Consider the following 13,897-nt stretch of genomic DNA (forward strand, 5'->3'; position numbering starts at 1 on the left):
ACAGGACGTGGCGCTTTGCCCGATGGACGGATACTCTTCAGAGCGATGCTTGTAGAGGAAGAGGCACTGCCCTACGCTCGTGACCATAGGCGCTTACGCTTTTCTTAAAAGGTAAGAAAGTATAAGTTTTTGCACCTTCGGGCAAGTTGTCTAGCTCCAGCGCCTACTCGCTACGGGGCACTTCGGAAATGACAACCGAAGTCAAAGATCGGACTTCTGTTGTCATTCCTCCACTGCCCTACGTTCGTGATCATAGGCGCTTGCGCTTTTCTTATTAGTTAGCGAAAGTCAATTCACCAATTGCTGATGCAATGGTTTCTAACGTACTAACATCAGTAACATCGAAAGCAATCGCTTCACGGGTGCGAACAATCATAATTCCTAAACTTTCATTATCGGATGATGTAATAGGAAATTTAAGTTCTCCGTTAGATTCCCACTGCAAATCATCTTCTTCATTGGAAGCGGCCATGAGACGAACTTCTGATTCGTTCTCGTAAAAGTAAATGCCGACCCAGTCAATATACGGCACTTGTTCCACTAGACTATGTACCGTTTTCTCAAGGATTTGGTGCAAGTTTTTCTTCTTAAATACTTCAGCCATAATTTGCAATGAAGCTACATCTGTTGGTATAGACAAATTAATCTCTCCCTTTAAACAGTTTCGCAAGTATATTCTAACAGAGGATTGGGCATTATGGTGCTGCCAACTTAAGGAAGCACGGCATTTGTGATAACATTTGAGGCAAGAAAGGTGGTGTACGTATGGTTGAACAAGTAGTGATTCAAGGTCCATATAATTTTTTCCAAGCGTTAAAACGTCTTACCATCGATCCTCTGAATGATATAGATTTGAAAAAACAAAGTGTCAAGATTCCTATCCAAATCGGGGAGACAATGGCTGCTGTGGAGGTTAAACAAACAGGATCTTTTGAATTCCCATGTTTTCAAGTGTCTGTTTCAGAGGGGAGACTGGATTGGGATTTACTTTTAGAGAGGTTGACGGATATTTTTCACTGGGATACTCCATTGCAGAAGATTAATGACCATTTTAAAGGAACTGAACTTGAACCTCTTTTTGACAATTACCGAGGAACTCCTTTTGTATGTGACTTTAATTTATACGGCTCCTTAATGAAGACGATTATTCATCAGCAATTAAATCTGACCTTTGCTTACCGCCTGACAGAACGTTTTGTAAAGAAGTTTGGTATGGAAAAAGATGGCGCATGGTTTTACCCGGAACCTGATGTAATCAGTAACTTAAAGGTAGAGGACCTTCGTGAACTTCAATTCAGTCAAAGGAAGAGTGAATATGTAATTGACACTTCCAGGTTAATCAAAGATGGATTATTGGATTTGCACAGTTTAAAGGATGTGGCTAATGAGGATGTTGTAAAACAACTGACAGCTATTCGTGGTGTAGGACGCTGGACGGCAGAGTGTTTCCTCATGTTCGGCTTAGGACGTCTCGACCTTTTTCCAGTCCAGGATATAGGAATCCAAAACGGCTTAAAGCATTTTTTTCAGATGGACCGTAAACCTACGCTAGAGGAGATGCATCATTGGTCAGAGATGTGGAAGCCCTATCGTACATACGCTTCCCTTTACTTGTGGGAGTCTTTAGAGACGGATTAATGTGGAAAAAGAAATTATTACTAATGGATAATTAATTTCCAGTTAGCTCACTCTAATAAAAAACGGTGAACTGAGTGAGATGGATGGTTAGAGAAGATACTGCAAATAAGAATATACGTTACAAGAAGGGGATTGTATCCTCTACAAATACGAGTATTGCTCAGCTTCGACATCCAACAGTGGTCATGTGGTGGGCAGCTGCTATTCCAGGCTATGGACATGTGATGTTATCCAAGTACGTAAAAGGCTTCCTACTAATTTTTTGGGAATTCGTTGTAAATGTAAATTCCAAGTTAAATACTGCAATCATGTATACATTCACTGGTCGTATTGAAGAAGCAGTGGAAGTACTGAATATTCACTGGATCCTCCTTTATGTTCCTGTTTATCTTTATAGTATATGGGATAGTAGAAGAACGACAATAGATATTAATAAATATGCCATTTTAGCTGATAAGAATTGGACGTCCTCAGAGATTAATCCCATTTCATTCTCAGCTTTGGAAAATAATTTTCTAGATAAGCGGAAAAATTGGTTGGCCATATTCTGGTCACTAATTACACCAGGGTTAGGCCACTTATATGTAAACAGGCTCCCATCAGGTTTCTATATATTAGTTTGGTTTATGGTAGTTCTTATTTTTTCAAATACATTACCGGCTATTCATTATACGTTTTTGGGGAATTTTGACAAGGCTTTGGAAGTGGTGAATGTGCAGTGGATAATATTTTTACCATCCATGTATTGCTTTGCCCCATATGATGCTTACTTGCAGTGTGATAGTTATAACAAACTTATGGCAAAACAACAAAGCTACTTTTTGATGAAAGAGTACCAAGATATGGGATTTAAACAAATTTGTCCTATTCTTACAGAAAGAGATGATAAGATGAACGTTGTGGCATCATTTGATCATACGGTGTATTTGGAATTGGCAATCAAGGAATTGGAAAATCATGGTCTTCCTAAAGAAGACATATTTGCCGTTCCCCTTACGGAAAAAAAGAAACCAAAGAAAAATAGTGAAATTATTCGCGGTTCTGGATTTTCCCTCATGGATGTGACGTTTGCCTTTGGAACAGTTTTTTCCCTCTTTGGTGTTATCTATGGATTTGTCCTCCCAGGTGGACCGGTTACCTGGGGGTTAATAGGTGTTTTTTTTGGTTGGGGATTAGGCTTTTTAATCGACCTTCTTGTTCGGAAAAAGGCATTTAAGTGGAAACGAAAAAAAGGGGAAGGCGGAGAAGTTATGCTGATGATCCATTGTAAAAAGGATCAGATTACGTTAGTAAAGGAAATACTCTTTGATCATTTTACACTGGGATTACAAGTGATTGAAGAAGATAGTAAGAACGGAGTATATTAAAATAACAATGGATTGAGGATGGGCTTCCACTGATGGAGCCCGTTTATTCTTAAAAGGTAAGAATTTATAAGTACCTTCGGGCATTGTCTAGCTCCAGCGCCTACTCGCTGCGGGGCACTTCGGAAGTGACAACTGAAGTCAAAGAGCGGACTTCTGTTGTCATTCCTCCACTGCCCTACGCTCGTGATCCTAGGCGCTTTTGCTTTTCTAATTATATTTGAATGGGATTGTAAGACAAATAAAGGAGCATAGCAGGTTGATGTCTTAATTTGCTGAAGTTGTATGGATCATCTACAATAAAGGCAATACAGACAGATACACACGGAAGGAATTCATATAGTTTGAGGTGGGAAATGTGAAACAACAAAGGGAAAAGGGGAAAAAACAAGGAAACGAAGGTGAACCTCCTAAAAGGACGGCATCAGTAAAGAAGGCTTCGGAGAAGAGAAAGAATGGGAAAGACACTTCATATGGTGCGAAAACGGAACTGAAAATAAAGGAGGGTCAACGGTTCCCGTTAACCATTAAACGAATGGGAATAGACGGAGAAGGAGTTGGTTTTTTTAAGCGGCAGGTTGTTTTTGTCCCAGGTGCTATTCCAGGAGAAGAGATTGTATGTGAAGTAACGAAGGTGAGAGGGAAATTTGCCGAGGGTCGTATCGTCAAACTGCGACAAAAGTCTCCAGATAGGGTTGCCCCGCCATGCCCGATTTATGAAGAATGCGGCGGCTGTCAGTTGCAGCATATGACCTATGGTGCACAGCTTCGGGAGAAAAAGGATATTGTAAGGCAGGCATTCGAACGCTATACGAAAATAAATTTGGAAAAACTGGACTTTAAAGATACTATTGGCATGGAGGAACCGTGGAAATACCGAAATAAAAGCCAAATGCAAGTGGGGCATCATCAAGGGAAAACCATTGCTGGGCTATATAGTTCAAACAGTCATAGGCTCATCGATTTAAAGGATTGTATTGTACAACACCCCCAAACAAATAAAGTAACAGGGGTGGTAAAACAACTTGCAGATGATTTGAAGATCCCAGCTTTTAATGAACGAAAAAGAACGGGAGTACTACGAACAATTGTCACTAGAGTGGGCTTTGAAACGGGAGAATATCAGCTAGTTCTCGTAACTGCGAAAAAGGAAATTCCAAGAGTGGAATTATTGATTGAGGAGATTCGCCGTCGACTACCGGATGTTACATCCATTGTTCAGAATGTTAATCCGAAAAAAACATCGTTGATTTTTGGGGATGAGACCTACACCTTATTTGGGAAAGAAAAAATCGAAGAGACGATGAGTTCCTTCAGATTTAATTTATCTCCACGGGCTTTCTTTCAGTTGAATCCCGTGCAGACGAAAAAATTGTACGATGAAGCAAAAGATGCCGCTAGTCTTACTGGAAAGGAAAAAGTGGTGGATGCATACTGTGGTGTTGGAACTATCGGCCTTTGGCTCGCGGACGGAGCTGCTGAACTTCGAGGTATGGATGTTATCGAAGAGTCTATCCAAGATGCAAAGAGAAATGCAGAGGCACATGGTGTGAAGAACGCATTATATGTTACCGGGAAAGCCGAGACATGGCTCCCTAAGTGGGAAAAAGAAGGCTGGCATCCCGATGTGGTTGTGGTCGATCCACCAAGAACAGGCTTAGACCAATCGTTTATAGAAACATTGTTGCGAGTGAAGCCAAATAGGATCGTTTACGTATCGTGCAATCCATCTACTTTAGCTAAGAATGTAAATGACTTAACAAACGGTGGCTACAGATTGAAATCCCTGCAGCCAGTGGACATGTTTCCACAGACAGCACAGGTTGAGTGTGTGGTGAGGATAGAGAAGAAATAGGCTGATATCAAAAGCTTTAATGGTTTTTAAGTGAATATCGAATTGTGTTTTATGTTCCCTCAGACTTGGTGTTTGAGGGGATTTTGATTTAGGTAGTCTAACTTTTACACCGAACTAGTGTCATGCGTTGGTGTATAGGTTTTGTGACATACGCCGTTTTTTGAAGAGAAATAGAGGCATGTATGAATAGATTATTGAGTAAATAGTCATATTATGATATGTTCTGACTATGAAGAAGTAACAGAAAGAGGTGATACTATGGGATCAGCAATCAGACCATCAGCAGATTTAAGAAATAATTATAATGAAATCTCTAAGCAGTGCAAAGAGTCAAGAGATGCAGTTATTATTACCGTGAATGGACGAGGTGATACAGCAGTTCTTGGATTGCAGGATTACTATCAGATGAAATCAGAGCTGGAACTACTTCGAACACTTGCAGAAGCTGAGGACGATGTGAAAAATGGGCGAGTCGCACCTATGCAGAATTCAATTGATGATCTTCGTGCATCTTTACTCGAAAGGAATAAGGGATGAGGTATAAAATATTACGAACGGATAAGGCAGAGGAACAACTCCGTGACATCATATTTTATATTGCAGATGATTCCAGTGATGTTAATATTGCACTTGGGTATCTGGAAAGAATAGAAACTGCAATTAATAGTCTTCAGGAGTTTCCTGAGTCAGGATGTATACCCAGATATTCGATTTTAAAAAAGCAGGGATATAGAGTAGTAATTGTTGAAAGGCATCTTGTCTTTTATAAGATAAATGAGTCAGATAAGACTGTTATTATATATGCTATCGTTGATGGTAGAAGAGAGTATCACAACTTAATATAATTCATCAAATGAAAGTAAGGACACTAGTAATCCGAATTATAACGGAGAGAAATCTAGCTACCTATTATAAAGAAAAGATAATATTCAATGTCCCACGATCAATAGTGCGATAAGAGAAGTAATAAGTGGTAGGATTAAGGGTTGCCCCACGGGGACTAGTATCACTAAAAGATTCTAATCTAAATATACTTTTTTTAATAGTATCATAGTTATATGGTGAACGAACGTTGAGTGTGTGGCGTTGATAGAGTTGAAATAGCTTGGTGGCAGTATGTAGCTTTGGTCACTTTAAATAAATATTTTCCCTCGGACTAATGGTTCGGGGGATTATTTTAGTTATGTGAATCTAATCTTTGCGCAATATGAAATGTTACATGTTATTTCTGGATAATGGTTGAAAAGATGACAGAGCCTTTCACTTTATGTCGTTATATGCAGCCTTTGAAAAAATTTATATTCCTTTTTTAAATCCTTTTGAAATTAATTTCGTTAATATTAGTAGAGGTGGTGAGAAACATGCAATCAGATGAATCATTAATAGAAGAAATAAAGAGCGGAAGTCAGGCAGCAATGGAAGTGCTAGTTAAAAAACACTATAAAAATATATTTGGCTTTACATATCGAAAGGTTGGGGATTATCACTTAGCTTATGATATGACCCAAGAAATATTTATCAAAATGATGAAGTCTATTGCAAGCTACAATGGACAAGGTAAATTTCAGAATTGGCTTCTAAAATTGCGGTGAACCACTGCCGTGATTATTACAGGAGCAGTGCTTATAGACGAAAGGATGAATTGAACGAGTTAGATCACCAGTTAAAGGATGAACGAGTGAATGTAGAGGATCTGCTGAGTAAAAAGCTAGAAAGCGTCAAAGTAAAGGTAGCGGTGGACCAGTTGCCAGACTTTCAACGTGAAGCAATTATACTAAAGTTTTACCAAGGCCTAAAGATAAGGCAGATTGCAGAGCTGACGGAAGCGAAGGAATCTACCGTGAAATCGAGGCTCAAGCAAGGTATCGATAAATTAAAACTTTTATTAAGAGGGGGGATGAGGTTGAACAAAGTCAACAGAGCCAACAAAACAAACAAAACAAACAAAACAAACAAAACCGACTTCGATGAGTTGGACGATATTATTGATGAAAAAGAATATGAAGTTCTTGAAGAAGAATTATCACATTATCTTGTGAAATTCCCAGATGAACATAAAATAGATGACTCGATAGAGACACTACGTCAATATGTTCCGGATCGCAAAATACAATCTCCCAACAAAGAGTAGAAAAATGGAGATTATCTTGAACTAACGGGAGCGAGAGTGAAACACGGAGTTGTCAAAGTGGCAGCTCCGTTTATTAATGGACTGATTAAATCACTTAACTTTAATGCGTAGTCGGTTACATTATTTCGAAATTCCACATTAGTTCATAGAGGTTTTTATAATTCTTGGAGGTTTTAAGCTAGGGCTACAACTTTTTTTGGAAAATTATACATATAAAGTTTCGACAGAAAATAGTTATCCGCAGTTGAGAACATAGTTTTATTCGGTACAAGACACCTGAAAACAGTTGCCTAAAGCAACTGTTTTCAGGTATAATTTGGATACAACATATAAATTAAGGGGTTATCCAAATGTTAAAACCAATTTCTACACATATTGAAGAGGTTAGAAGTTTCAATCGTTTCTATACAAATATACTTGGTTTATTAAATAACGCGGTTTTTGAAAGTCCATTTTCATTATCGGAAGTAAGGGTAATGTTTGAGATATATAGTCGAAACTATTGTACAGCTAGGTTATTGCAAGAAGAATTGAATCTTGATCGAGGGTATATCAGCAGAATAATTAACAAGTTAGAAAAACAAAAACTAATCTACAGGGAAAGGTGTAAGGAGGATAGCCGTAATCAATTGCTTCACCTCTCAGATGCTGGAATACAAACTTATCAAGAATTAGAAGCTAAATCTAATGAACAAATCAAATTACTTTTAGAAAGTTTAGATGAAGATAATCAAAAAACACTTGTGTACTCAATGAATACTATTAAATCGGTTTTATCAAATTCAGAGATAAAAAAGAGCCAAGATATTATTATTCGAGAAGACTACTCTCTAAGAGATATCGAGCTTATGAAGAAAAAGCAAGAAGACTATTACACGAAACAAGTTGGATTTGATGCATCTTTTATTAATTACCTACATCAAACATTTGATGGTGAAATTGAAAAAGTTTGGACAGCAGAAATGAACGGGGAATTTGCAGGTTGTATTGGTTTAGTCAAGGTTGATAGAAAAAAGACTCAGCTACGGTGGTTTTTTGTTGAATCGACTATACAAGGGAAGGGTGTCGGTTATAAGCTGTTACAATTGCTTATCGATTATTGTATTAGACAAAAGTATGAACAAATCGTTCTTATTACAGTCAATGAACAAATAGCAGCAAGAAACTTATACACAAAATTCGGTTTTCATATTATTGAGGAAAAAGAGGAACAAGTATTGTGGGGGAAAAGAGTAGTAGAAGAACATTGGGCATTGGATATATTAAGCGATTACAAACATGAAAACTAAGGGATGTATGGAGCAAATAGCCAAAATGATGCATGAACAAGGTGAAAGATTAAAAAAGTGCGCAAATGCGGCATTTTTAAAAGGTAAGAAAGCATAAGTTTTTGCACCTTCGGACATTGTCTAGCTCCATCGCCTACGGGCTCGGATCACTTCAGGCAGGCTACTACTTGAGCTACATCCTTGCTGCCTTGCGACGAGTAATCGCAGGAGCATAGGAAGCCAAAAAGCCGATTCTGTCAAAGTCCTTCCAGGTTCAGGTCTAACTTTTACGCAGAACTAGTGATATGCGTTGGAGTATAGGTTTTTGTGGCAGACCACGAACTGTCCCCGTTTTCCCAGTCTTGATACTGAGCAATTTCATAATACTGTGCAACAAGGAATTTCTTTTAAGATGACATTGTGAAAAAGTTAACGAGGAAGATTATTCTTCAACAAGAGTAGCACTTACATAAATTTGCCATAACTTACGCAACCTAAAAATAATTATTTTAGGGAGGGTTAATTGTGCCAGAAAAACCATCAATTACATCATCAGAATTAGGAACGTTATGGCTTACATATCAAGAAAAAACTATGATTTTACGAATGTTAGAGTATTTTATAGCGAAAGCAGATGATGAAAAGGCTAAGGATATTATGTCTAATTTGTATGAAGAACTTGAAATGTATGTTGGTAAAATAGTTCAGATATATGAAGAGGAGGGTGCTGTTATACCAGTTGGATATACAGCACAAGATGTAAATAAGGATGTCCCAAAGCTATATGATAATGGCTTTGACATTATGTTTGTACGCCTTTTAAAAGAAATCAGTATGGGATTACATTCATTAAATTTAACAATGACGTTTCGAGAAGATATAAATATGCTTTTTGAAGACCTCACTGCTCTGACACAAAAGTATTTCAGGATTTGCTCTCAATATTTGCTTGAAAAGGGGTTACTTGTTAGAACACCTTACGTTTCGATGCCAAAATCAGTTGAATTTGTTAAAGATAACAGTTATTTACGTGGAGTAGCTCTCAATCCATTTAGCCAAAAAAGAACATTGAATACAGTAGAGGTCTCTCACGTTCATAAAGCTATTGAATCCAACCTTACAGGTTTACAATTGATTTTAGGATTTGGTCAATGTGCAAATGATGGTGAGGTAAAAAAATACTTTAATGAGGGTGCAGAGCTTGCCAAAGGCATTATAAAAGAATTGAGTGAAGTTATGATTCAATCAAACCTTTCAATTCCTCAAACTCCAGGAGGGAATCCAACTCGTTCAACAGCAGCACCATTTTCCGATAAGTTAATGATGTATTGCACAAGTCTTTTTTGTAGTTTTTCTATGGGAAGCAATTCTCTCGGAACTGCTTTTAGTTTACGAAATGACTTGCCCGCAAAAAATACAATTTTTATTAAAGATATTTTTGAATATGCTCATAAGGGTGGGAAAATCATGATTAAAAATGGTTGGATGGAAGAGCCACCTCAAATGGAGGACCGTAAACAAAAGATGAATTGAGTGATATTGGGTGAACAGTTATAAGAAACCTAAAAAACATGAGGCTTTACTATGGAGCATAGCATTACCTGGTTTCGGTCAGTTCCTAAATAGAAGGTTATTTAAAGGGAGTATATTCATTTTTTTTAGAATTTCTTGTGAATGTACTAAGTAACTTCAACTTAACGATTATATATTCATTTACAGGAGAAATACAACAAGCCATTGATGTTACAAATTTTCAATGGCTTATGTTCTATCCTTGTTTGTATATGTTTGCCATGTGGGATGCATATAGGGATGCAGAAGGAGAAATCAATCCATATACGTATCTCCCCTTTGTATTTGGTGCATTTTTTAAAAGGAAAGTATAAGTTTTTGCACCTTCGGGCTTGTCTAGCTCCACCGCCTACTCGCATGGGAACTGAAAAAGTGGTGCTTTTCCACTTTTACAGTCCCTAAGCAATGAGCGTAGCCGTCGCAATCTTTAAAAGCCTGATAGGAGTGGTTTTCGCCTATCAGGCGAGCGACGAGCGCAGCCATTGCCATACAGATAAAAGGAACTGAAAAAGTGGTTTTAAACTTTTTCAGTTTCAACATATACGCTGCGGGGCACTTCGGAAGTGACAACTGAAGTCAAAGAGCGGACTTCAGGTTGTCATTCCTCCACTGCCCTACGCTCGTGACCATAGGCGCTTGCGCTTTTGTTATAACAATTGGGTTGATTTTTTCAACAAATCTAAAAATAATGGGTGTCGTATTTGGTCCAGTATTTCTACCAATGCTCTCTTTAGTTCCCGGTCTTGCGGTAGGTTTTATCATTTATTCTATTTTACTAACAATTAACTATAGAAAACACTAAAATGTTACTTCTGTTTTTCAACTAAGAGAGCTTTAGTTGAAGAAGGAATGATTTTAAGATGCTTCCTTTGCTTCGCAGTACAACGGATACTATTCTACAGGAGAAGGTAAACACCACTACACCTTTCTGTCTACGACCTCTTTTCAACGCAGGTGAATACAGAAAACACCAAAAAGTATAGCCAATTAAGGATTAAAATTATTGACCTGATAGGTAAATGTAAGTATGATGATATTGACCTAGTAGGTAAATATTTCGTCAGATCTTCAAGGGAGTATTGAATATGCCTATAAAATTATGGGATTTAGAACCTTTAAGGCGAAACGCTATCCTAAATGCCGCCTTAAAAGAATTTGCATTAAAAGGTTTTGACAAGGCATCCACGAATATAATTGCAAAAGAAGCTGGGATTTCTAAAGCTCTGATGTTTCATTATGTAAATAATAAACAGGATCTTTTTCTGTATATATATGACTACTTCAGCAAAATTCTTAATAAAGAATATTTTATGAAAATGGATTTTACTGAAAAAGATATTTTTGATAGGCTACGTCAATCGTATCTTCTTCAAATTGAATTGATAAAGCAACACCCGTGGATTTTTGAGTTTAACAAGCTATCTTTCGTAACAAACTCCGGTGAGTTAAACAAAGAACTTGAGGAAAGAGATAGCAATAAGCAATTTTCATGTGGTACTGAAATGTTTGACATGATAGATGAGTCTAAATTTAGAGCAGGATTGGATATTGAAAAGTGCAAACAAATTATCTTTTGGGCGAATGTAGGTTTTACTAATGAAATATTAGATGATATTAGAAATTCGGAAGCTTCAAATATGGATTATGAACGTATCGTTTTAACACTTGATGAATACTTTGACGAACTAAGGAAAATTTTCTATACGTCAAGCAATGAATAAGGGATTTGGGAATGTGAGTTTCAATGTGGAATGGTGTGTCTGCGCGTATTAGTGTCGTAATAGCACTTGTCTTTATAGCACTTGTTATGTTGAATAATGTAGGTAAAGAATCGATGGATGGGAGTATTGAGATGATTGAAGCGCGCGAGTCAATAATAGTAGAGTTTCCTTTGAGGGGAGAATGGCTCTCTCCTAACACACCAGGGACAAAAATTCCAAGCCACGGAACAGACCGGTTTGGAACAAGATATGCTTATGACTTTATACAGGTGGATTGGGAAAGAACGGGTTGGCCAGCCTATCGAGTTAGTTTGCCGAAATATCTTCTTTTCGGGGTTTCCTTAAGTGATTATTACTGTTGGGGGCAAGATGTATATGCACCTTGCGACGGGGTCGTTGTCCAAGCAAAGGATGGTTATGAAGAACTAGCCCGAACGAATTTACTTACAGATATGTCTAAAGCCTATAAAAATGCCCGTTATTTCGATCCGAAAAAAGACGACGTACAATCAGTTGCTGGCAACTACATCATTATGGAATGTGGCGACAGCGTATATGCTGCCTTAGTCCATCTTCAAACAGGATCTATCCAGGTTTCAGTCGGTCAAGGTGTAAAAAAAGGTGAAGTTATTGGTAAAGTCGGCCATTCAGGTAATTCTTTTGCTCCACATTTGCATTTTCAGCTTATGGATAACAGTGATATATCTATTGCAAACGGATTACCTTGTGCTTTTGAACAATATGAAGTGTTCCAAGATGGTGAGTGGCAAATAGTAGTTAATGGTATTCCCACAGATAAAGATAGGATAAGGTTTGGTTACTAACCTGGATAAATACAGGAGAGATGTTAATTTTATGGATGATACAAGCTGCTTTATATGGATAAAACCATATACCGGCACGAATCAGTATAGTACTTGGATTTCCCTTTGTGGTATTGTTTTTTTTCAGGTTTAGGCACTTATTCCAAAAGCGACGGAACGGTTAGCTTATATCACTATTCAAATCCTGTTGAGGGTGATATTTATAGCAGTGTTAGCATCAGTTGTATTTTAAGATGCTTTTAAAGTGGTGAGAGACGATTGATATAATCGCACGAACTGAATGATTAACTAACTTCAGTCGACATTTTACCACGAACGGACGGTTCTAAAAAAACATCAATTCTGTCCTCTCCAGACAGGTGGAGTGTGTGGTGGAGATAGTAAGGGAATCGAAGGTAGCCAAAGTCGGTAAAAGATTTCCGGTGTCCTATCAGCTTTATTTCTATATCCCTATACAAAGAGATGGATCATTCAGGATTTAGTTTATGAAACTATCATAAACTTTATGGTTCTCTTAAAAAATGGAAGAGAGGTGTTTCTTGTTGACAAACAGTAAAATGAATTCAAAGGATGGAAAGGGATTACATGATTGATTTTTTCATAATGACAGTAATTGGTTTTAGAGTATTTAACAATATAGCATCAACGTTGATTTTGGGATAGGTGTGAGTGGTTTATTTGATTCGTTATTTTTCACTTAAGAATCTAGAGAAGGAGTCTGATTTACGTGAGTAGTTCACGAAATGAAATGAAGCTAATCATTCCAAAAGGATGTGACAATGCTCCGAGGAAACAAATAGTAATTGAGTTTACAGTAGCTATTTTAAATCAGCCGAATGAAATAATTAAGGAATATGTACATGATTCAATCATCTGGTATCAGTTACGAGAAAATATAAAAATAGAAGGTCATTGCTCATTCATTACTAGTTTGCTGAATGAAAGTAAAGATATCGTTGACTGTCTGGAAATTTACCAAGTAATAACTCACGGGAAATTCGCTTCAATAAATGGAGTGATTTCGCTAGAAAATGGATCTAAAATTGATTTTTGCGATGTATATATGTTTAGTACCACTTCAAAGTCTGGAAAGGTAAAGGAAATAAAATCATATAGAGTATAGTCTTTTGAGTTCCAATTTACATAAATAGTTTCGATTCCATAATAGGCTCGTAGAAAGGTCTCATGAGCTAAGTCTTCCGCTTCTTGGTAATCATCGGTCATATACATATGTACTAAAAAACAGAATCACTATATAATTTGTGAATCTCTTCCAACTGATTTTTGCTGTAGCCTGACAAAAGTTCCCCACCTCTTTAGAAAAACTCGATATTCAGACGAAATAGAAAGTAAAAAGGTTACAAAAATAGTGGAGAATAAGAAAAGCGCAAGCGCCTTGGTCACGAGCGTAGGGCAGTGGAGGAATGACAACCTGAAGTCCGCTCTTTGACTTCGGTTGTCACTTCCGAAGTGCCCCGCAGCGAGTAGGCGCTGGAGCTAGACAATAAGAAAAGCGCAAGCGCC

The 13,897-nt window shown here is 37.5% G+C and carries 13 protein-coding genes and 1 pseudogene; 13 read left to right on the plus strand and 1 reads right to left on the minus strand.

Annotated elements, in window-relative coordinates; genetic code table 11:
• Positions 1–274: 274 nt before the first annotated feature.
• Positions 275–640, minus strand: coding sequence for a GAF domain-containing protein (locus KS419_RS14100; RefSeq protein WP_217067036.1), 366 nt, complete (start codon positions 638–640; stop codon positions 275–277).
• A gap of 125 nt (positions 641–765) precedes the next feature.
• Here KS419_RS14100 and KS419_RS14105 point away from each other — a divergent pair, with 125 nt between their 5' ends.
• From KS419_RS14105 to KS419_RS14155, 13 genes and pseudogenes are all read left to right on the plus strand, one after another.
• Entirely contained in the window at positions 766–1,638 is an 873-nt protein-coding gene (locus KS419_RS14105) for a DNA-3-methyladenine glycosylase family protein (protein WP_217067037.1), read from the plus strand.
• 74 nt (positions 1,639–1,712) lie between these two features.
• Entirely contained in the window at positions 1,713–3,005 is a 1,293-nt protein-coding gene (locus KS419_RS14110) for a hypothetical protein (protein ID WP_217067038.1), read from the plus strand.
• Positions 3,006–3,492: 487 nt separating this feature from the next.
• Entirely contained in the window at positions 3,493–4,857 is a 1,365-nt protein-coding gene (gene rlmD / locus KS419_RS14115; RefSeq protein ID WP_281419812.1) for a 23S rRNA (uracil(1939)-C(5))-methyltransferase RlmD, read from the plus strand.
• Between the two features lie 258 nt (positions 4,858–5,115).
• The gene (locus KS419_RS14120; RefSeq protein ID WP_217067040.1) at positions 5,116–5,394 is read left to right on the plus strand and encodes a type II toxin-antitoxin system Phd/YefM family antitoxin; all 279 of its coding nucleotides are present in this window, start codon (positions 5,116–5,118) and stop codon (positions 5,392–5,394) included.
• Complete coding sequence (locus KS419_RS14125; protein ID WP_217067041.1) at positions 5,391–5,702, plus strand: type II toxin-antitoxin system RelE/ParE family toxin; 312 nt, start codon at positions 5,391–5,393, stop codon at positions 5,700–5,702. Before KS419_RS14120 ends, KS419_RS14125 begins: the two co-directional genes overlap by 4 nt.
• A gap of 516 nt (positions 5,703–6,218) precedes the next feature.
• Positions 6,219–6,449, plus strand: coding sequence for an RNA polymerase sigma factor (locus tag KS419_RS25525; RefSeq protein WP_343215065.1), 231 nt, complete (start codon positions 6,219–6,221; stop codon positions 6,447–6,449).
• Positions 6,428–6,988 carry an RNA polymerase sigma factor gene (locus tag KS419_RS25530; protein WP_343215066.1) on the plus strand — a complete coding sequence of 187 codons (561 nt, stop codon included), beginning with the start codon at positions 6,428–6,430 and terminating at the stop codon, positions 6,986–6,988. Before KS419_RS25525 ends, KS419_RS25530 begins: the two co-directional genes overlap by 22 nt.
• Before the next feature lie 350 nt (positions 6,989–7,338).
• Positions 7,339–8,277, plus strand: coding sequence for a bifunctional helix-turn-helix transcriptional regulator/GNAT family N-acetyltransferase (locus KS419_RS14135; RefSeq protein ID WP_217067042.1), 939 nt, complete (start codon positions 7,339–7,341; stop codon positions 8,275–8,277).
• 504 nt (positions 8,278–8,781) lie between these two features.
• Positions 8,782–9,789: a DUF3231 family protein gene (locus KS419_RS14140; RefSeq protein WP_217067043.1), complete on the plus strand. Its 1,008-nt coding sequence runs from the start codon at positions 8,782–8,784 to the stop codon at positions 9,787–9,789.
• Positions 9,790–9,799: 10 nt separating this feature from the next.
• A pseudogene (locus tag KS419_RS25650) lies at positions 9,800–10,127 on the plus strand (hypothetical protein); the annotation flags it as partial.
• A 786-nt stretch (positions 10,128–10,913) separates the two neighbouring features.
• Positions 10,914–11,549, plus strand: a complete 636-nt coding sequence (locus tag KS419_RS14145; RefSeq protein ID WP_217067044.1) for a TetR/AcrR family transcriptional regulator — start codon at positions 10,914–10,916, stop codon at positions 11,547–11,549.
• Positions 11,550–11,584: 35 nt separating this feature from the next.
• Complete coding sequence (locus KS419_RS14150; protein ID WP_343215067.1) at positions 11,585–12,373, plus strand: M23 family metallopeptidase; 789 nt, start codon at positions 11,585–11,587, stop codon at positions 12,371–12,373.
• A 727-nt stretch (positions 12,374–13,100) separates the two neighbouring features.
• The gene (locus KS419_RS14155; RefSeq protein WP_217067045.1) at positions 13,101–13,496 is read left to right on the plus strand and encodes a hypothetical protein; all 396 of its coding nucleotides are present in this window, start codon (positions 13,101–13,103) and stop codon (positions 13,494–13,496) included.
• Positions 13,497–13,897 lie beyond the last annotated feature (401 nt).

Source organism: Evansella tamaricis (assembly GCF_019042215.1).
In the GTDB taxonomy this organism is placed as follows: Bacteria; Bacillota; Bacilli; order Bacillales; family Salisediminibacteriaceae; genus Evansella; species Evansella tamaricis.